Annotated in this window: 19 protein-coding genes; 13 read left to right on the forward strand and 6 right to left on the reverse strand. The window is 73.3% G+C overall.

Annotation, left to right across the window (positions count from 1 at the left end; translation table 11 throughout):
- Nucleotides 1-299 precede the first annotated feature (299 nt).
- Together FHR36_RS09430 and FHR36_RS09435 are read left to right on the forward strand one after the other, a co-directional pair.
- On the forward strand, nt 300-872 hold the full coding sequence (locus FHR36_RS09430) for a hypothetical protein (RefSeq protein ID WP_253795630.1): 573 nt from the start codon (nt 300-302) through the stop codon (nt 870-872).
- Between the two features lie 48 nt (nt 873-920).
- Nucleotides 921-1,175 carry a hypothetical protein gene (locus FHR36_RS09435; RefSeq protein WP_253795632.1) on the forward strand — a complete coding sequence of 85 codons (255 nt, stop codon included), beginning with the start codon at nt 921-923 and terminating at the stop codon, nt 1,173-1,175.
- 258 nt (nt 1,176-1,433) lie between these two features.
- Here FHR36_RS09435 and FHR36_RS09440 read toward each other — a convergent pair whose 3' ends face one another.
- From FHR36_RS09440 to FHR36_RS09450, 3 genes are all read right to left on the reverse strand, one after another.
- A complete protein-coding gene (locus FHR36_RS09440) occupies nt 1,434-1,961 on the reverse strand; it encodes a GNAT family N-acetyltransferase (RefSeq protein ID WP_253795634.1) in 528 nt (175 codons plus the stop codon).
- A gap of 124 nt (nt 1,962-2,085) precedes the next feature.
- Entirely contained in the window at nt 2,086-3,006 is a 921-nt protein-coding gene (locus FHR36_RS09445) for a 5'-3' exonuclease (protein WP_253796719.1), read from the reverse strand.
- Between the two features lie 52 nt (nt 3,007-3,058).
- On the reverse strand, nt 3,059-4,177 hold the full coding sequence (locus tag FHR36_RS09450) for a cation diffusion facilitator family transporter (RefSeq protein ID WP_253795636.1): 1,119 nt from the start codon (nt 4,175-4,177) through the stop codon (nt 3,059-3,061).
- 179 nt (nt 4,178-4,356) lie between these two features.
- Between FHR36_RS09450 and chrA the strand changes: the two genes are divergently transcribed.
- The gene (gene chrA / locus FHR36_RS09455) at nt 4,357-5,511 is read left to right on the forward strand and encodes a chromate efflux transporter (protein ID WP_253795637.1); all 1,155 of its coding nucleotides are present in this window, start codon (nt 4,357-4,359) and stop codon (nt 5,509-5,511) included.
- Nucleotides 5,512-5,600: 89 nt separating this feature from the next.
- Here chrA and FHR36_RS09460 read toward each other — a convergent pair whose 3' ends face one another.
- Nucleotides 5,601-6,332: a gamma-glutamyl-gamma-aminobutyrate hydrolase family protein gene (locus FHR36_RS09460; RefSeq protein WP_253795638.1), complete on the reverse strand. Its 732-nt coding sequence runs from the start codon at nt 6,330-6,332 to the stop codon at nt 5,601-5,603.
- Between the two features lie 141 nt (nt 6,333-6,473).
- Here FHR36_RS09460 and FHR36_RS09465 point away from each other — a divergent pair, with 141 nt between their 5' ends.
- On the forward strand, nt 6,474-7,556 hold the full coding sequence (locus FHR36_RS09465; protein ID WP_253795639.1) for a DUF2510 domain-containing protein: 1,083 nt from the start codon (nt 6,474-6,476) through the stop codon (nt 7,554-7,556).
- Nucleotides 7,557-7,597: 41 nt separating this feature from the next.
- Here FHR36_RS09465 and FHR36_RS09470 read toward each other — a convergent pair whose 3' ends face one another.
- On the reverse strand, nt 7,598-8,818 hold the full coding sequence (locus tag FHR36_RS09470) for an alanine racemase (RefSeq protein WP_253795640.1): 1,221 nt from the start codon (nt 8,816-8,818) through the stop codon (nt 7,598-7,600).
- A gap of 91 nt (nt 8,819-8,909) precedes the next feature.
- On the opposite strand from FHR36_RS09470, the gene FHR36_RS09475 reads away from it, so the two are divergent.
- Nucleotides 8,910-9,626 (forward strand): SseB family protein, encoded by a 717-nt coding sequence (locus FHR36_RS09475; RefSeq protein WP_253795641.1) that lies wholly within the window; start codon nt 8,910-8,912, stop codon nt 9,624-9,626.
- 267 nt (nt 9,627-9,893) lie between these two features.
- On the opposite strand, the gene FHR36_RS09480 is transcribed toward FHR36_RS09475, so the two are convergent.
- Nucleotides 9,894-10,259, reverse strand: a complete 366-nt coding sequence (locus tag FHR36_RS09480) for a DUF1844 domain-containing protein (RefSeq protein ID WP_253795642.1) — start codon at nt 10,257-10,259, stop codon at nt 9,894-9,896.
- Between the two features lie 452 nt (nt 10,260-10,711).
- Here FHR36_RS09480 and infC point away from each other — a divergent pair, with 452 nt between their 5' ends.
- From infC to FHR36_RS09520, 8 genes are all read left to right on the forward strand, one after another.
- Nucleotides 10,712-11,437, forward strand: a complete 726-nt coding sequence (gene infC / locus FHR36_RS09485) for a translation initiation factor IF-3 (protein ID WP_253796721.1) — start codon at nt 10,712-10,714, stop codon at nt 11,435-11,437.
- A 138-nt stretch (nt 11,438-11,575) separates the two neighbouring features.
- Nucleotides 11,576-11,770: a 50S ribosomal protein L35 gene (rpmI, locus tag FHR36_RS09490; protein WP_030268653.1), complete on the forward strand. Its 195-nt coding sequence runs from the start codon at nt 11,576-11,578 to the stop codon at nt 11,768-11,770.
- 103 nt (nt 11,771-11,873) lie between these two features.
- Nucleotides 11,874-12,260, forward strand: coding sequence for a 50S ribosomal protein L20 (rplT, locus tag FHR36_RS09495; RefSeq protein ID WP_253795644.1), 387 nt, complete (start codon nt 11,874-11,876; stop codon nt 12,258-12,260).
- Between the two features lie 101 nt (nt 12,261-12,361).
- The gene (locus FHR36_RS09500; protein WP_253795646.1) at nt 12,362-13,231 is read left to right on the forward strand and encodes a TrmH family RNA methyltransferase; all 870 of its coding nucleotides are present in this window, start codon (nt 12,362-12,364) and stop codon (nt 13,229-13,231) included.
- Between the two features lie 42 nt (nt 13,232-13,273).
- Nucleotides 13,274-14,380, forward strand: coding sequence for an ATP-binding protein (locus FHR36_RS09505; protein WP_253795647.1), 1,107 nt, complete (start codon nt 13,274-13,276; stop codon nt 14,378-14,380).
- A gap of 220 nt (nt 14,381-14,600) precedes the next feature.
- The gene (gene pheS, locus FHR36_RS09510) at nt 14,601-15,722 is read left to right on the forward strand and encodes a phenylalanine--tRNA ligase subunit alpha (RefSeq protein ID WP_253795648.1); all 1,122 of its coding nucleotides are present in this window, start codon (nt 14,601-14,603) and stop codon (nt 15,720-15,722) included.
- Complete coding sequence (pheT, locus tag FHR36_RS09515) at nt 15,722-18,229, forward strand: phenylalanine--tRNA ligase subunit beta (RefSeq protein WP_253795649.1); 2,508 nt, start codon at nt 15,722-15,724, stop codon at nt 18,227-18,229. Before pheS ends, pheT begins: the two co-directional genes overlap by 1 nt.
- 157 nt (nt 18,230-18,386) lie before the next feature.
- Nucleotides 18,387-19,193: an MBL fold metallo-hydrolase gene (locus tag FHR36_RS09520; RefSeq protein WP_253795650.1), complete on the forward strand. Its 807-nt coding sequence runs from the start codon at nt 18,387-18,389 to the stop codon at nt 19,191-19,193.
- The last annotated feature ends 3 nt before the right edge of the window (nt 19,194-19,196 follow it).

A 19,196-nucleotide genomic window follows, 5' to 3' on the forward strand; every position in this document is an offset into this window, starting at 1 on the left:
AGCGTGGCCCGGCGCACCCGGAACCCGGTGGTCACGGTTCGGCCGCAGCGGCGCCGTTCGGCTACTCGCGGCCGTACGCTGATGGCGTGTCAGAGGGGGCCGTCGTCAGGGTCCCCGGGGTGACGACGCCACGGTTCGGCCTGTGCGCGATCACCCCGGGCGGTCCGTCGTGCGCCACGTGTCGGCGTCGCGACGATCCGCCCTGGCGGTCGCTGTTCGACACCCTGCCCGCACCTCCGTCCCAGCCCCCGCCGAGGCCGGTCGAGTTCACGGTCACGGGCGTTGTCCGAGCCGGCCCCGTGCGCGATGCGCACTGGTGCGCATGCCGGAAGATCATCATCGAGCGCTGGAAGCAGGAGCTGGCCGACGGCTCGATTCCTGCCGACTGGGACCAGATCGACGAGCACGTTGACTTCGATGAACTCGTCACCGCAGCGAACAGCCTGGCGGACAGGCTTGCCACGAGGCTGTGGTGGCTCTTCATTCCGCCGCTCCAGCTGATCCCGGACGAGGACATCCCGCGCCTGCGAGAAGCCGTGCAGGTGCTCAGGGCCGGGTTGGCCCTCGATGCTGTGCTCGGCCGCATGTCGGCGGCGGCATTCCAACGTCGCGTCGCGGCGATCAACTCCGGGGCGCTGCTGGCATCCGCGCTGCAGAGCGTCGGCGAGCGTCCGGCGATGGCACCCGAGCCCGAGCCCGTCGCCTGCGCACCCCCGGTCGATGTGCTCGGCTGTGCCTGCGGGGTGACCCGGCTCACCGTCGCCCTCGTTCCGCGTGCTCCTGGATCGCCGTCCGGCGCCTGCGACCACGCGATCGGGAGGACGGCCGTGGATCGAACGACCAGCAGGCAGGACATCGCCCTGGCGGCATAGCCAGGGGCCTCTTCCGGTCAGTCAGTCATGACCAACGGTGAGGCACACGTGATCACAATCTCGTTCGGAGACTTCTCCATCGAGCTTCCGGAGAGCCAGGCCTGGGTCGCCATCGTCGTGGCGGTCCTGTTGGCGGTGGTGAAGCTCGGCATCGCGGCGATCCGACGCAGCTCGGACGGTGACGTACCGCGGGCCGACATCACCATCCGCCAGGCGCGCGACAACCGGTCCCGCAGCAGGAGGCTGACGCGGGTACGGCAGCGACGCGCCCAGGGCCGACGCAGGCCTCCGGCTCGGCGGTAGGGGTTCGACCGGGGGCCGGTCCCGCACACCGGGACCAGCCCCCGGTTCCCGGACGGCGGCGTGCCGACGGGAGCCGCCGGCCACCCGGGTGCGTTCCCGAGACCGGCGTCAGGGTCGGCTGGGCAGGTAGCGCTCAGCCACCAGCCGGGCCACCGTCCGGAGCCTGCGGAAGTAGGCGTTGCCGTCGCATACGCCAAAGGGGGCAGCTTTCCCGGGTTCGAGGCGGTGCTGGGGCCGGACCTGCCGATTCGGAAGTCGTCAGCGATGACGGACCATGACCGCGAGCCGGGGCGAGTCGGGCGAAGGTGGCTGGCTGTTGATGGCCCGATAGCCCCAGGACTCGTACACCGCCTGGACCTTGCCGTCCCCGGCGAGGGGGTTGACCATGAGGGTGACCCGGTCCTCGGTGCGGTGGGCGAGGAGTTCGTCGTGCATGCGGCGGGCGGTGCCGGTTCCGCGCCAGGGGATGCGGACGCCGATCTCCTTGATGGCCAGCACGGGGGTGTTGGTGAAACCCTCCGGCAGCGGTTCGGCCATGCGCTTCCAGTACCGGTCGCCGGCGTCGACGGTGTTGCCGTAGGCGTACCCGATCGGGTGGCCGCCGTCGTAGCCGAGGACGAGTTCGAAGCCGGGGTCGCCGACATGCCGGTCGAGACGCTCGGCGAACGCCTCGACGCGGTAGTTCGCCAGGTGCAGCAATGGAGCCCGGACGTCTGCGTAGACGGCCAGCAGGTCCTGGTGGACCTGGGCGGTGAGGTCGGTGTGGTGGCGCAGCTCGATGGTCACTCGGTGGTCCTCCTCGCGTCGCGGCCGTGTTCGGCACGGGTACGGGCCAGAGTGGTCCGCTGCCCTTGGAAAGGCCAGACCTGCGGCAGACCGCAAGCAGGCGGGCAGCACGTCGTCTCCGACGTCAGGACGCCACTCCGGTTCCGGCCTGCGCGAGGGTGTCGAGGAGGCGGGTGAGGGAGGTGCCGAGGCCCCAGCGGGTGGTGAGGGCTTCGAGGGTCATGGGGTCGAGCGGCTCGGCGGGCAGGGTGGGGTCGAAGGCGGGCAGCGGGACGTCGGTGGCCACCCGGACGACGGTCGGGGCGACGTCGAGGTATGCGGCGCCCTCCAGCAGGTTCTTGCGGCGGGCGGGGGTGAGCTTGGAGCCGGGGTCGGCGGCGGCCGCCCGGACGCCGGCCAGGTCGCCGTACGCCTGGAGCAGTTGGGCGGCGGTCTTCTCGCCGATGCCCTTCACGCCGGGCAGGCCGTCGCTGGCGTCGCCGCGCAGTGCGGCGAGGTCGGCGTACGAGGCGCCGGTGACGCCGTACTTCTCGGCGAGGTAGGCGTTGTCCACCACCTGCGGGCTGCCGACGCCCTTCACCGGGTAGAGCACGGTGACCCCGCGTTCGTCGTCGACCAGTTGGAACAGGTCGCGGTCGCCGGTGACGATCTGCACCGGGCCGGCGGCCGCGGTGGCGAGGGTGCCGATCACGTCGTCGGCCTCGTAGCCGGGAACGCCGACCCGGGCGATGCCGAGCGCGTCCAGCACCGCCTCGATCACCGGGACCTGCGGGGCGAGGGTGTCCGGGATCTCCTCCTCGCCTTCGGTTGCCTCCGCGGCGAGCCGGTGGGTCTTGTACGAGGGGATCAGGTCGACCCGCCACTGCGGCCGCCAGTCGGCGTCCATGCAGGCGACCAGCCGGTCCGGCCGGTGGTCCTGGACCAGGCGGGTGATGAAGTCGAGCAGGCCGCGCACGGCGTTGACGGGCTGCCCGTCGGGGGACTTCATCGACTCCGGCACGCCGAAGTAGGCGCGGAAGTAGAGGCTGGCGGTGTCGAGCAGCATCAGTCGCGGAGCGGTCACGCTCCGAATCATGCCCTACCGCGCCGACAACTCCTCAGTGCTGGTGCGGTCCGGCGCGGTGGACCGGGCCGTGCGCGTCGGCGCAGTGGTCGCGGTCGTCGTCGGACCCGCCGGGGAGCGGGCCGCCGTCCAGCAGCCCGCCGTCCGGACCGAGGCGGGCGATCTGCAGCAGCCCGGAGGACTCCTCCTCGCCCACGTGGTCGACCTGCAGGGTGGAGTGGCTGATCCGGTACTGCTCGCGCAGCTGCCGCTGGAGGTCCCGGCGGACGGCGTGGCAGTCGCCGCCGGGGGTGACCAGGATGTGCGCCGAGAGCGCCGGCTGACCGGAGGTGATCTCCCAGATGTGCAGGTCGTGGATCTCCTCGACCAGCGGTGCGGCGACCAGCCGGTCGGCGACCGCGTCCGGGTCGATGCCGGCCGGGGCGGCCTCGAGGAAGATTCGCGCCGAGTCCCGGACCAGGCCGATCCCGGCCCGGAGCATCAGCGCCACCACGATCAGCGAGGCGATCGCGTCGGCCTGCCGGAAGCCCGTGGTCAGCACGATCAGGCCGGCGATCGCGGTGGCGATGAACGCGTACAGGTCGGTGAGCACGTGCTGGAAGGCGCCCTCGACGTTGAGCGATGTCCGGTTGGCCTTGGACATGCACCAGGTGGCGGCCACGTTGACCACGATCCCGACCATCGCGGTGATCAGCACCAGCGAACCGGTCACGTCCGGCGGGTTGATCAGCCGCTGCACCGCCTCGTACGCCAGCCAGGCGGAGAGCACCAGCAGGGTGACACCGTTGGCCTGCGCGGAGAGGATCTCGGCCCGCTTGAGCCCGTACGTGTAGCCGCCGCGGGCCGGCCGGGCGGCCAGCCGCATCGCGACCAGCGCCAGCACGATCGAGGCGGCGTCGGTGAGCATGTGCGCGGCGTCCGAGATCAGGGCCAGCGACTGGGCGGCGAAGCCCACCACGACCTCGCCGGCCATGAAGGCGGTGATCAGCGCCAGCGCGCTGAGCAGCCAGCGGCGGTCCGCGTCGGCGGCGACCCCGTGCGAATGCCCGCCGTGCCCGCCGTGGCCGTGCCCGCCGTGCCCGTGGCCGTGCTCGCCGTGGTCGGCGTGGTCGTGGCCGTCGGGTCCGTGGTCGTGGTCGGCGTGCTGGGCCATCGCGCTTCCTCCCGGTGGTGAGTCCGCTCCGCACCCGAAGTGAACCGCAGATCGGACGAAGATCCAAAGGCTGCACTGGTGACGGTTGTCGTCCCCAGGAGTGACACCTTGCTCCGATAGGGTCTGCGCCGGTCACGCGGGTCACGCGGGTCACGCGGGTTCGGCACGGGAGAGGGTCGATGGACGAGCGGGTCGGACTGGGCACCATCGCCCGGGAGTGGGGCCGGATCGGGGTCGTCGGTTTCGGCGGTCCGCCCGCGCACATCCTGCTGCTGCGCCGGCTCTGCGTGGAGCGGCGCGGCTGGCTGGGCGCCGCCGAGTTCGAGGACGGCATCGCCGCCACCAACCTGCTGCCCGGCCCGGCCTCCACCCAGCTGGCGATCTTCACCGCCTGGCGGCTGCGCGGCCCGGCCGGCGCCCTGGTCGGCGGCGTCAGCTTCATCGCTCCCGGGCTGGCGCTGATCCTGCTGCTGTCGGCGCTCTTCCTGGCCGGCGACCCGCCCCACTGGGTGCTCGGCGCGGCGGCCGGCGCCGGGGCGGCCGTCCCGGCGGTCGCGCTGCAGGCCGCCACCGCGCTGGTCCCCGCCAGTCGGCAGCGAGCCGGCGGTGGCGCAGGCCGGCTCCGCTGGTACGGCTACCTGCTCGCCGGGGCACTCGCCGCGCTGCTCACCGGGCCGTGGCTGGTGCTGCTCCTGGTCGCCACCGGAATCACCGAGATCGCCGTCCGCCGATCGGGCGACGGCGGGCCGGGCCGGCCGGGCGGACTGCTGCCGCTCCTGCTCCCGGCCGCCTCGGCGGTGGGCGGGCTCGGCGCGCTCGCCTGGGTGGCGTTCAAGGTCGGCGCGCTGTCGTACGGCGGCGGATTCGTGATCATCCCGCTGATGCAGCACGACGCGGTGCAGCGCTACCACTGGATGACCGACGCCCAGTTCCTGAACGCCGTCGCGCTCGGCCAGGTCACCCCGGGCCCGGTGGTGCAGACGGTGGCCGTGGTCGGGTACGCCTCCGCAGGCGTGGCCGGCGGGCTGCTGGCGTCGGCGGTGGCGTTCGCGCCGTCCTTCCTGTTCGTACTGTTCGGCGCGGCGCACTTCGACCGGCTGCGGGCCGACGGGCGGGTGCAGGACTTCCTCACCGGCGCCGGCCCGGCCGTGATCGGGGCCATCGCCGGTTCCGCGATCCCGCTCGGCCTCGCCCTGCACGCCTGGTGGCAGGCGGGGGTGCTGACGCTCGCCCTGCTCTGGCTGCTCGCCCTGCGCCGCGGCGTCGTCCCCTGCCTGCTCGCCGCCGGCGCCCTCGGCGCCCTCGCGGTCACGGCCGGCCTGCCGCTGCCCTGAGTATTCGGGCGTCGGGCACTCGGGTGTCCGGCACTCGCGGTGTCCGCTGCCCGGGAGCCGCGGTAGCGGGCCGTGACCGCGGCCGCCGGTCAGTCCGCGGTGACCAGAGCGGTCTCGCGGACCAGGGCGGAGGCCCGGACCAGGGCGGCGGTGACCCGGTGGTCCTCGCCCTGCTCGGGGTGCCACTGGACGCCGAGGGTGAAGCCCGCGCCCTCGACCGCCTCCACGGTGCCGTCCTCGGCGTACGCGGCGACCAGCAGGCCCTCGCCGAGCCGCTCCACCGCCTGGTGGTGGAAGGTCGGCACCACCAGCGACTCCTCCGGGAGCAACCCGCCCAGCAGGGTGCCCGGCACCGGCCGCACCGCGTGCCGCCCGTACGTGCCGGGGGCGCCGATGTGGCCCTCGTGGCCGACCACGTCCGGCAGGTGCTGCACCAGCGTGCCGCCGAGCACCACGTTGAGCAGCTGCATGCCGCGGCAGATCCCCAGCACCGGCGTGCCGGCGGTGAGCGCGGCGCGGAGCAGGGCGGCTTCCCAGGCGTCCCGCTCGGGGGCGTTGGCCACGGTCAGCGGGTGCGCGGGCGCCCCGTACAGGGCCGGGTCGACGTCCTCGCCGCCGGCGATGATCAGGCCGTCGAGGCGGCCGACGGCCTCGGCGGCACAGTCGGGGGAGTCCGGCGGCAGCAGGACGGCGATGCCGCCGCAGGCGCGGACCATGGCCGGGTACCGCTCGGGGAGGATCACGGAGGGTTTGCGCTCCCAGCGGCCCCAGGTGGCGTCGCTGAGGAAGGTGGAGATGCCGATGACAGGGCGAGGGGTCATGGCGCGCATTCTGCCGGTTCGGCGGGGCGACCACCGACCGGGTTCCCCCGATGGGATTCTCATGGGAATCTCATCGCCCGAACCCCGTTTCGGGGCCCGCGCTGATTTCGCGTTTATCCGCGCGCCCTTACATTTTTTGACGTGACCGAGCAGATTCCCGCCGGGTGGTACCCGGACCCGAAGGACACCACCAGCCACCCCCGGCCGGAGCGCTGGTGGGACGGCAAGGGCTGGACCGCGACCACCCGACCGGCCGGCGCCGGCGACGCCGCGTCGGCCGGCGAGGGCACGGCCGCGGACACCGAGGACACCGCGGTGCTGGAGGGCACGGTGCTCGACGACAGCGGCACCGCGGTCCGCTACCCCGAGTACCCGACCCTCGGCGAACCGGTGCCGCCGAAGCCGGCCCGCCGGCCGTCCAAGCCGGTGCTGATCGCCGCCACCGTCTCCGCCCTGCTGGGCCTCGCCGTCGGCTCGGGGATCACCTACCTGGCGATGGACGGCCGCAGCGACTCGGCCTCCGCCCACCAGCGCACCGGCCGACCCGGCCCGGGCCAGGGCTACGGCGGCCCGGGCAGCCAGGACGGCCAGGGCGGCCGGGGCGGTCAGAACGGCCAGAACGGGCCCGGCGGCGGCCTGGGAGGCCTGGGCGGCGGCCTGGGCGGCCTGGGCGGGGGCACCGGCAAGGGCCGGGGCAACGGCCAGGCGCCGCCCAGCGACCAGGCGGTAGACGCGGTCAACGGCATCAGCCTGCCGGTCCCGTCCGGCTGGGACGGCGGCACCACCACCAAGGGCTACGCGGCCCTCTCCATCGGCGCCTACACCTGCGCCGACGGCAAGGACGGCTGCACCCTGGGCGGCGCGGTCACCGGCCGGATCGACGGCACCGACGCCAAGCAGGCCGCCCAGAGCGACATCGCCACGGCCGCCAAGGAGTCCTACGGCGACATCAAGTCGCACGAGGAGCTGAAGTCCGAGGCGGTCAAGGTCGACGGCCGCGACGGCTACCTGGTCCGCTGGAAGGTCGACGCCCCACAGGGCAACAACGGCTACGTCGAGTCGGTGGTCTTCCCGACCGCCGACGGCAAGGCGCTGGTCTCCATCCACCTCGGCTTCGACATCGCCGACAAGGCGCCGAACGTGGACCAGATGGACACCATCGTCAAGGGCATCACCGACTACCAGGGCGGCCCGCAGGGCTCCGCCGGCGGCACCCGGACCTGACCTCCCGTCGCTCCCCGCACGGCCGAGGGCCGGACCGACCGCTACAGGAAGGTCCGGCCCTCGCCGCGGTAGGTGGGGACGGTGTCCACCACCCGGTCGCCCTCGATCAGGTGCAGCTCCGCGAAGCGCTCGCACAGCTCGCCCGCCTTGGCGTGCCGGAACCACACCCGGTCGCCGATCAGCAGGTCGTCCGCCGCCGAGCCCAGCAGCGGCGTCTGCACCTCGCCGGCGCCCTCCTGCGGGTCGTACGACAGCCCCTCCGGCAGGTACGGGACGGGGGAGCGGTCGGGCCCCGCCGCGCCGGAGGCCGGGTAGCCGCCGCCGAGCACCGTCACCACGCCCACCCCGGGCCGCCGCACCACCGGCTGGGCGAACAGCGCCGCCGGACGCCCCCGGAACGAGCGGTAGTTGTCGAACAGCCGGGGCACGTACAGCCCGGAGCCGGCCGCCACCTCGGTCACCGCCGCCTCCGCCACCGTGGACTCCACGCTGCCGGTGCCACCGCCGTTGACGAACTCCAGCTCGGTCACCTGCCGCAGCCGCCGCACCACCGCGGCCCGCCGCTCGGCCAGCTCGGCCCGGGCCTTCGCCTGCATCAGCCGGATCGCCGCCGAACGCAGCGGCCGCCCCTTCACCGTGTCGCCGACCCCGGCGATGTGCCCCTCGTACGCCATCAGCCCGACCACCCGGAAGCCGCGGCGACGCTGCACGTGCTCGGCCAGCGCGCCGACCGCCTCGGGCGTGCGCAGCGGCGAACGGCGGGCGCCCACCCGGACCCGGCCGCCCAGCAGGTGCAGCGCGGTGTCCAGCTCCAGGCAGACCCGCACCTCGGCGGAGCCCTCGCGGGCCGCGTCGATCAGCTCCAGCTGCGCCGGGTCGTCCACCAGGACCGTGATCGCGGCGGCCAGTTCGGGGTCGGCCGTGAGCTCGGCGAAGCCGGCCCGGTCGGCCGACGGGTACGCCAGCAGGACGTCCCGGAAGCCCGAGCGGACCAGCCAGATCGACTCGGCCAGGGTGAAGCTCATGATCCCGGCGAAACCGTCCGTCGCCAGCACCCGCTCCAGCAGCGCCCGGCAGCGCACCGACTTGCTGGCCACCCGGATCGGCTTCCCCGCCGCCCGGCGGACCAGATCGGCCGCGTTGGCGTCGAACGCCGCCAGGTCGACGATGGCCAGCGGGGCGTCCAGGTGCGCGGTGGCCCGGTCGTAGCGGGCGCGGTCGGAGGCGGTGGCGCCGAGAACCGGCGCGAGATCCAGGGCCATGCGCGCAGACTGCCACATCGCGCTACCGGTGGGTAGAGGTGTCGCGCGAGGCCGGGGGAGCCGCCGCCGTTCGGTGGCATACGCTCACGGGGTGGAGCGCAAGAACATTCCGAACCCCGGATTCGCCGAGGACGACGGCACCGCCGATCCCCGACTCGCCGCCGCCCTGGCCGCCTGGGCCGCCGACCCCGCCACCGAGCCCGACGTGCTGGCCGCGCTGCGGCCCAGCCGGCTGATGGTGCCGATCGTGGCGCTGCTCGGGGAGGTGGAGATCGATGCCCACGGCCACAAGCACGAGAAGACCAGCGACATGGCCGTCCCGGTGGTCCAGGCCGCCGACGGTCGCCGCGCGCTGCCGGCCTTCACCTCGCTGGACGCGATGGCCCGCTGGCGCGCGGACGCCCGCCCCGCCCCGGTGGCCGCGCCGCAGGCCGCAATGGTCGCCTACTCCGAGCAGGCCGACACCCTGCTGGTCGACCCGGCCGGCCCGGTCGCGTACCGGCTGAGCGGCGCCCGGCTGCGCGCCCTCGCCGAGAACCGGCCCTACCTGCCGCCGCTGGAGGACCCCGACGTCCGGGACGCCGTCCGCGCCCTGCTCGCCGCCCAGCCCGCCGTGGTCGCCGCCCACCTGGTCCCCGCCACCGACGCCGACGGCACCCTCGCCGTCCTGCTCGACGCCGACGCCGACCCCCGCGAGCTGGTCACCGCCCTCACCGGCGACCCCACCCTCCGCGTCCGCCTCGACCGCGGCCTTCAACTCGCCGTCCTCCGCGAGCCCCTGCCGGGCGAGCCCTTCTATTCACGCTGACGTGAAAACAGGGGCGCGTGGGGGCACCTCCCGGCCGAAGGCTGGGGGAGAACTGCGCGCCAGCCGAAGGCTCAGGTAGAGCGATGGGCTGGTCGCGCAGTTCCTCGCGCCCCTGAAAAGCCTGCCGGCGCCGCCCCCGCGAGCCCTTGGCGGGCGAGCCTTTCCAAGTGAGGTGAACCCAAAAGGGGCGCGGGGAACTGCGCGCCCAGCCATGCACTCAGGTAGAGCGATGGCTGGTCGCGCAGTTCCCCGCGCCCCTGAAAAAACTTACGAGTACACGGGCCCCGTGAACTTCTCGCCCGGCCCCGCCCCCGGCGCGTCCGGCACCAGCGACGCCTCGCGGAACGCGAGCTGCAGCGAGCGCAGCCCGTCCCGCAGCGGCGCGGCGTGGAAGTTGGAGATCTCCGGCGCACCGGCGGTGACCAGCCCGGCCAGAGCGGTGATCAGCTTGCGGGCCTCGTCGAGGTCCTTGTCGGCCTCGCCGCCCTCGGCGAGCCCGCACTTGACGGCCGCGGCGCTCATCAGGTGCACCGCCACGGTGGTGATCACCTCGACGGCCGGGACCTCCGCGATGTCGCGGGTCAGGTCGTCGAAGCCGAGGGCCTCGTCAGTGTTCTCGGGCTGGCTGGTCAAGGTGGGCTCACTCCGTCGTGCCGACTGCGTACACAGGGAGGGTACAAGGGCGGCTCGCCGGGCCCGGAATACCGGTGGCCCCCGGAACGCTGCTATGATTCGAGACTGACCGGCCAGGAATCCGTAACGGAGACCCGGCCAGCAAGTGGAGGCTCCACCCAGGAGGCCCGAGAGGGCAACCGCGACAGTCTCCCACCCGATCGACCTCCGGGTCGACGGGTCCGGTCCGCGACAGGCGCCGCAAGGATGCCGGTCGCCAGTGGTGTCCGTGAGGACATCCCGGAATCGTGGAGCCCCGCCTGTACCGTGCGGGGCTTTTTTCGTGCGTTCGGTGCCTCTGTCCGAGGACAGTGGCAGCGGAGCATGAATGAAGCCCCGCCCAGTGGTCGAAACCACTACGTGCGACCGCCGCCCGACGGTCGCAACGAAGAAGGTGCAACCGAGGAGGCCCCATCAGCACCGAGCCCCGCATCAACGACCGGATTCGCGTCCCCGAGGTGCGACTCGTCGGTCCCAGCGGCGAGCAGGTCGGCATCGTCCCGCTCGCGAAGGCGCTGGAGCTTGCCCAGGAGTACGACCTCGACCTGGTCGAGGTCGCGGCGACCGCCAGGCCGCCCGTGTGCAAGCTCATGGACTACGGCAAGTTCAAGTACGAGTCGGCGATGAAGGCCCGTGAGGCGCGCAAGAACCAGGCGCACACGGTCATCAAGGAGATGAAGCTCCGGCCGAAGATCGACCCGCACGACTATGACACCAAGAAGGGTCACGTCGTCCGGTTCCTCAAGCAGGGCGACAAGGTCAAGATCACGATCATGTTCCGCGGTCGTGAGCAGTCCCGCCCCGAGCTGGGCTTCCGACTGCTGCAGCGGCTCGCGGACGACGTCCAGGAGCTCGGCTTCGTCGAGTCCTCCGCCAAGCAGGACGGCCGGAACATGATCATGGTTCTTGGCCCGCACAAGAAGAAGACCGAGGCAATGGCCGAGGCCCGCGCCATCGCGGACGCCCGCAAGGCCGAGCGCCAGGGCCGCACCGCTGTCGCGGACGCCGAGGAGTCGGAGGAGGCCGTCGAGGCGGCCGAGACCGTCGAGGCGACCGAGACCGCCGAGGCGCCGGAGGCCCCCGAGGCCGCCGAGGCCGCCGAGGTCGAGCAGCCGGCCGAGGCCGCTCAGGACGTCTGAGCCTGCGGGCTCACGGCGGATCCGAGCGGATCGGCCACGTGGTACCGGGGCACCCGCCCCGGCGACCGAGATCAACACCGGTTCCGGCCCGCACCCCGGGGTGCGGGCCGGAACGGACCGACGAGGAGAAACGGCGACATGCCGAAGCAGAAGACGCACAGCGGCGCCAGCAAGCGCTTCAAGATCACTGGCTCCGGGAAGGTGCTCCGCGAGCGCGCCGGCCGTCGCCACCTGCTCGAGCACAAGCCCTCGACGCTGACCCGCAAGCTGGCCGGCAACGCCGAGATGGCCCCCGGCGACGCCAAGAAGATCAAGAAGCTTCTCGGCAAGTGATCGCCCGCCCGCGGCCCCGCCGCGGGACCAGCTGATCCTTACCGACCGAATCGAATAACGGACCGCCGGCACGACCCACGGTCCGGAACCAAGGAGTAATCAAGTGGCACGCGTCAAGCGGGCAGTCAACGCCCACAAGAAGCGCCGGGTCATCCTCGAGCGGGCCAGCGGTTACCGCGGCCAGCGCTCCCGCCTTTACCGCAAGGCCAAGGAGCAGGTCACCCACTCGCTCGTCTACAACTTCAACGACCGCAAGAAGCGCAAGGGCGACTTCCGTCAGCTGTGGATCCAGCGCATCAACGCTGCGGCCCGCGCCAACGGCATGACCTACAACCGCTTCGTGCAGGGCCTGAAGGCCGCCGGCGTCGAGATCGACCGCAAGATGCTCGCCGAGCTCGCGGTCAACGACGCCGCCACCTTCGCCGCCCTCGTCGAGGTCGCGAAGAAGGCGCTGCCGGAGGACGTCAACGCGCCCAAGGTCGCCGCCTGATCCAGGCAACGCGTCAGTTGAGCTTCTCGGACCCGCAGGTGCCAGTGCCTGCGGGTCCGAGCCGCATTCAGGCCGCTGCGGCCCCTTCAGAGAACGAGACCATGCAGAGCACCGACACCCCCCTGCTCACCTCCGTCCGCTCGCCGCGCGTGGTCGCCGCCCGCAAGCTGGCCCGGCGCAACCAGCGGAGCAAGGAGCGCCGTTTCCTCGCCGAGGGCCCGCAGGCCGTCCGGGAGGCGGTGGCGTACGGCCGGGCACCGGGCTCGAGCGAGCACGCCGTGGTGGAGATCTACCTCACCCAGGACGCCGCCGAGCGGCACGCCGCGATCGTCGCGGACGCGCGGGAGGCCGGCCTGCCGGTGCTCACCGCCACCGACGAGGTGATCGCCGAGATCTGCGACACCGTGACCCCGCAGGGCATCGTGGCGCTCTGCCGCTTCATCGACACCCCGTTCGAGGAGGTGCTGCGGGCCCGCCCGCAGCTGGTCGCCGTGCTGGCGCACGTCCGCGACCCCGGGAACGCGGGCACCGTGCTGCGCACCGCCGACGCGGCCGGCGCGGACGCGGTGATCCTCACCGACGCCTCGGTCGACCCGTACAACCCGAAGGCCGTCCGGGCCTCCGTCGGCAGCCTGTTCCACCTGCCGTTCGCCACCGGGGTGCCGATCGAGGAGGCTGTCGCCCGGCTGCGCGAGGCCGGGGTACGGGTGCTCGCCGCCGACGGCGCGGGGGAGCGCGACTTGGACCAGGAGCTCGACGAGGGCACCCTCGGCGCGCCCGGCGCATGGGTGTTCGGGAACGAGGCGTGGGGTCTGCCGGAGGAGACCCGCGCACTGGCCGACGAGGTGGTGCGCGTCCCCATCCACGGGCATGCCGAGAGTCTCAACCTCGCCACGGCCGCCGCCGTGTGCCTCTACGCCTCCGCCCGCGCCCAGCGCTCTCCCGGAGGGTGTCGCGCGAAGGGCCAGTAGCGCTAGGGTCTGGGGCGGGGAGAAGCGCCGGGGAGGACAGCGATGGGCGGCAGCAGTCGGGCCGAGCTCGACCCGGACGACCTGCCGGACGGCCTGGTCGTCGCCGACGAGCAGGGCCGGGTGACGGTGTTCAACCGGGCGGCCGCCCGGATCACGGGGCTGAGCCCGCAGGCGGTCCTGGGCCGCCCGCTGGAGCAGGCCCTGCCGCTGGAGGACCTGGACGGCCGCCGCTGGTGGCCGCTGACCGACCCGTACGGCGGCCTGGCCATCCGGACCGGACAGCCCGAGCGCAACCTGTTACTGCCCGGCGGCCGCGAGGTGCTGGTCTGCGCCCGCTACCTCCGGGACCGGCCGCTCGGGCCGGTGCGGCGGGTCACCGTCGCGCTGCGCGGCACCGAGGCCCGCCGGCGCACCGAGCGCAGCCACGCCGAGCTGATCGCCACCGTCGCGCACGAGCTGCGCTCCCCGCTGACCAGCGTGAAGGGGTTCACCGCGACCCTGCTGGCCAAGTGGGAGCGGTTCAACGACGGGCAGAAGCGGGTGATGCTGGAGACCGTCGATGCCGACGCGGACCGGGTCACCCGGCTGATCGCCGAGCTGCTGGACATCTCCCGGATCGACGCCGGCCGGCTGGAGCTGCGCAAGCAGCGGGTCGACCTGGCCGCGGCGGTCCGCCGGCACGTGGACGGCAAGGTCGCCGCGGGCACCCCCGCCGAGCGCTTCGACATCCGGATCGCCGAGCCGCTCGGCGAGCTGTGGGCGGACCCGGACAAGGTCGACCAGGTGCTCGCCAACCTGCTGGAAAATGCGGTGCGGCACGGCGAGGGAACTGTCACGATCGAACTGGCGCCCGCCAAGGAAGTGGTCGAGGCGGCCGGCTGGGAGCCCACGGGCACCCCGCCCCGAGTGCTGGAAGGTACGGCGGTCACGGTGAGCGACGAAGGCGGAGGCATCCCCGAGGAGTCGATGCCGCGCGTCTTCACCCGCTTCTGGCGCGGCTCCAAGCGCGGCGGCACCGGCCTCGGCCTCTATATCGTCAAGGGCATCGTGGAGGCCCACGGCGGCGCGATCCGGATCAGCCGGGCGCCCGGCGGCGGTGCTCAGTTCCGATTTATCCTGCCCGCCGCGATCCCGGACTTCATGTACTGACGTCCCCGGCGGGCTTCCCAGCGGGCGGTCACGCGCGGTAGGCGCGTGCGCGCTACGACTACACTCGACCTTTGGCGTTGTGGGACGCCCTGCGCGGCCGCGCCGCGGACACCCCTCCCGATCCCGGGTCCGGGGGCTGCCCGTGCCCCGGCCACGCCGGGCGTGACGCAAGGGCGAGCAACACCCCCTGATCACGAGCAGGAGCACGGGAAAGATAGAGATGTCCGCACCCAACAAGTCGTACGACCCGGTCGAGGTCGAGGCACTCAAGCCCGAGGTGGTGGAGCAGGCGCGGGACGAGGCGTTCGCCGCGTTCGCCGCCGCCGCCAGCCTGGAGGAGCTGAAGCAGGCGAAGGTCGCCCACACCGGGGACCGCTCGCCGCTGGCCCTCGCCAACCGCGAGATCGGCGCCCTGCCCCCGCACGCCAAGGCTGCCGCCGGCAAGCTCATCGGCCAGGCCCGCGGCGCGGTCAACCAGGCCCTGGCCAAGCGCCAGACCGAGCTGGAGGCCGAGCGCGACGCCCGGGTCCTGGTCGAGGAGGCGGTGGACGTCACGCTGCCGTACGACCGGGTTCCGCGCGGCGCCCGGCACCCGCTGACCACCCTGGCCGAGCGGATCGAGGACACCTTCGTGGCCATGGGCTACGAGGTCGCCTCCGGCCCCGAGGTCGAGGCGGAGTGGCTCAACTTCGACGCCCTCAACCTGCACCAGGACCACCCGGCCCGCTCGATGCAGGACACCTTCTTCGTGCAGGCCCCGGACGGCTCGGCCGACTCCGGCGTGGTCATGCGCACCCAGACGTCCCCGGTGCAGATCCGCACCATGCTGGACCGCCGGCCGCCGCTCTACGCGGTCAGCCCCGGCCGGGTCTACCGCACCGACGAGCTGGACGCCACCCACACCCCCGTGTTCCGCCAGGTCGAGGCCATCGCGGTGGACGAGGGCATCACCTTCGCCGACCTCAAGGGCACCATCGAGGCGCTGGTCGAGAAGCTCATCGGCACCGGCCTGGAGTTGCGCTGGCGCCCCTCGTACTTCCCGTTCACCGAGCCCAGCGCCGAGATCGACCTGCAGTGCTTCGTCTGCCGCGGCGCGTCCGTCGGCAACCCCGACCGCCCTTGTCGCACCTGCTCCTCCGAGGGCTGGATCGAGCTGGGCGGCTGCGGCGTGGTCAACCCCCGCGTGCTGGTCGCGGCCGGTGTCGACCCCGACCGCTACAGCGGCTTCGCCTTCGGCCTGGGCCTGGAGCGAATCCTCATGAACCGCCACAACGTCGCCGACATGCGCGACATGGTCGAGGGTGACGTCCGCTTCACCCTCCCGTTCGGGATGGAGATCTGATGCGCGTCCCGCTTTCCTGGCTGCGCGAGTACGTCGACCTGCCGGCCGGTGAGACCGGTCGCGACGTGGCGGCCCGCCTGGTCCGCGCCGGGCTCGAGGTCGAGACCGTCGAGCAGCTCGGCGCCGACCTCAAGGGCCCGCTGGTGGTCGGCGAGGTGCTCTCCATCGACGAGCTCTCCGGCTTCAAGAAGCCGATCCGGCACTGCTTCGTCAACGTCGGCACCGCCAACGGCACCGGCGAGCCGCAGGAGATCGTCTGCGGCGCGACCAACTTCGCCGTCGGCGACAAGGTCGTCGTGGTCCTGCCGGGCGCCGTGCTGCCCGGCCCGTTCCCGATCGCCGCGCGGCAGACCTACGGCCACACCTCGGCCGGCATGATCTGCTCCGCCCGCGAGCTCGGCATGGGTGACGACCACAACGGCATCATCGTGCTGGAGTCGCACCACGAGCCCGGCACCGACGCCGTCGAGCTGCTCCAGCTGGTCGACGAGGTCCTCGACATCGCCGTCACCCCGGACCGCGGCTACTGCCTGTCCATGCGCGGCGTGGCCCGCGAGGCCGCCGCCGCGTACGGCCTTCCGCTGGCCGACCCGGCGCTGCTGGACGTGCCCCCGGCCAACTCCTACGGCTACCCGGTCAAGGTCGCCGACCCGGCCGGCTGCGACCGCTTCGTCGCCCGCACCGTCACCGGCGTCGAGCCGTCCGCCCGGACCCCGATCTGGATGCAGCGCCGCCTGCAGAAGGCCGGCATCCGCCCGATCTCGCTGACCGTCGACATCACCAACTACGTGATGCTCGAGGTCGGCCAGCCGCTGCACGCCTACGACCGGAACCGGGTCGACGGCCCGATCCAGGTCCGCCGGGCCGAGGAGGGCGAGATCCTCACCACCCTCGACGGGGTCAAGCGCAAGCTGTCCGCCGAGGACCTGCTGATCTGCGACAACTCCGGCCCGATCGGTCTGGCCGGCGTCATGGGCGGCGCCACCACCGAGATCCTCGACCCGGTGCTCGACCCGGAGACCGGCCTGGTCACCGGCTCCACCGAGGTGATCGTCGAGGCGGCGCACTTCGACCCGATCGCGGTCGCCCGCACTGCCAAGCGCCACAAGCTGCCCTCCGAGGCGTCCAAGCGCTTCGAGCGCGGCGTCGACCCGGAGGCCGCCCGCGCCGCCGCCCAGCGCGCGGTCGACCTGCTGGTCCTGATCGCCGGCGGCACCGCCGAGGCCGGTGTCACCGACATCGCGGCCCCGCACCCCGTGCGCACCATCTCCATCGCCGCGGACCTGCCGGACCGCGTCGCCGGCACCGAGTACGGCCGCGAGACCGTCACCCGGCGCCTGCAGGAGATCGGCTGCGGCGTGGTCGGCGCCGACACCCTCGAGGTCACCCCGCCGTCCTGGCGCCCCGACCTCACCGACCCGTACGACCTCGCGGAGGAGGTCATCCGGCTGGAGGGCTACGACAACGTGCCCGCCCGGATGCCCACCGTCCCGCCGGGCCGCGGCCTGAGCGAGGCCCAGCGCTTCCACCGCCGGGTCGGCGTGGCGCTGGCCGGCGCCGGCTACGTCGAGATCAACGCCTACCCGTTCCTCGGCGAGGCCGCGTTCGACGGCCTCGGCCTGGACAAGGACGACCGGCGCCGCCGTACCGTCAAGCTGGTCAACCCGCTCAACGACGAGGAGCCGGCGCTGCGCACCACGCTGCTGCCCGGCCTGCTCGGGGCGCTGCGCCGCAACATCGGCCGCGGCAACACCGACCTCGCCCTGTTCGAGACCGGCACCGTCTTCCTGCCCAAGGACGAGCTCAAGGTCGCCCCGCGCCTGCCGGTCGACCGCCGGCCCAGCGACACCGAGATCGCCGAGCTGAACGCCGCCCTCCCGCACCAGCCGCGCCGGGTCGCCGTCGCGCTGGCCGGCGAGCGGCTGCCGTCCGGCTGGTGGGGCAAGGGCTCCGGCGCCGTGTGGGCCGACGCGATCGAGGCCGGCCGTACGGTCGCCGCCGCCGCCGGCGTCGAACTGACCGTCCGCCAGGCCCAGTACGCGCCCTGGCACCCGGGCCGCTGCGCCGAACTGCTGGTCGGCGACGTGGTCGTCGGCCACGCCGGCGAGCTGCACCCGCGGGTCATCAAGGCGCTGCACCTGCCCGAGCGCACCAGCGTGATGGAGCTCGACCTCGACCTGGTCTTCGAGGACGGCCGCCGCGTCAGCGGCCCCGCCGTCTCCGCGTACCCGGTCGCGACCCAGGACGTCGCGCTGATCGTCGACAGCTCGGTGCCGGCCGCCGAGGTCGAGGCCGCGCTGCGCGAGGGCGCCGGCGAGCTGCTGGAGGCGATCCGGCTGTTCGACGTCTTCACCGGCGAGCAGGCGGGCGAGGGCAAGAAGTCGCTGGCGTACACGCTGCGGTTCCGCGCCGCGGACCGCACGCTGACCGCCGACGAGGCCACCGCCGCACGCGAGGCCGCGGTCGCCCTGGCGGGCAGCCGTACGGGCGCGACGCTGCGCGGCTAGTTTCCTTCAGGGGCGCGGGGAACTGCGCGACCAAGCCATCGCTCCACGTGAGCGCGTGGCTGGGCGCGCAGGCCCCGCGCCCCTCGTGGTTGGCCCGCCAGGACCGGTGCCGTCAAGCTGGAGGGAGGGTCCTGCGACCTCCGGAGGCGAGCGTGCCGTGAACATCCACCGCATCGGGCGAGAGATCAGCGTCCTCAGCGACTGCCTGGAGGTGCCCGGGCTGGGCTTCCTCCCGGTGAACGCGTTCGTGCTGCACGCGGCCGAGCCGGTCGTGGTGGACACCGGACTCGGGCTGCCGGACCGGGACTTCCTGGCGGCGGTCGGTGAGGTGCTGGACCCGTCCGAGGTGCGGTGGATCTGGCTGACCCACCCCGACCGCGACCACACCGGCGGCCTGTTCGCGCTGCTGGAGGCGGCCCCCGAGGCGCGACTGGTCACCACCTTCGTGGGAGTGGGCATCCTGTCGTGCGAGACCCCGGTGCCGCTCGACCGGGTGCACCTGCTCAACCCCGGCCAGTCGCTGCCGGTGGGGGACCGGACCCTGCACGCGTTCCGTCCGCCGCTGTGGGACAACCCGGCGACGGTGGGCTTCTACGACGACCGCACCCGCGCCTGCTTCAGCTCGGACTGCTTCGGCGGCGTGATGCCGACCGCCGACGTCGCGGCCGGCGACGACGCGGGGGTGCTGGCCCCCGCCGACCTGCGGGACTCGCAGCTGCTCTGGGCGAGTGTGGACAGCCCGTGGCTGGAACTGGTGGACCGGGACACGTTCCTGACCACGGTGCACCCGCTGCGCGACATGGCGCCGGAGTCGGTGCTGTCGACCCATCTGCCGCCCGCGGTGGACCTGTTGCCCGCGCTGCTGGACTTCGTCAGCGGTGCGCCGGGGCTGACCCCGTTCGTCGGCCCGGACCAGCAGGCGCTGGAGCGGATGCTGGCCGGGTTCGAGCCCGCGGCGCCGTAGCGA

This window comes from Kitasatospora cinereorecta, from assembly GCF_024172095.1.
Lineage (GTDB): Bacteria > Actinomycetota > Actinomycetes > Streptomycetales > Streptomycetaceae > Kitasatospora > Kitasatospora cinereorecta.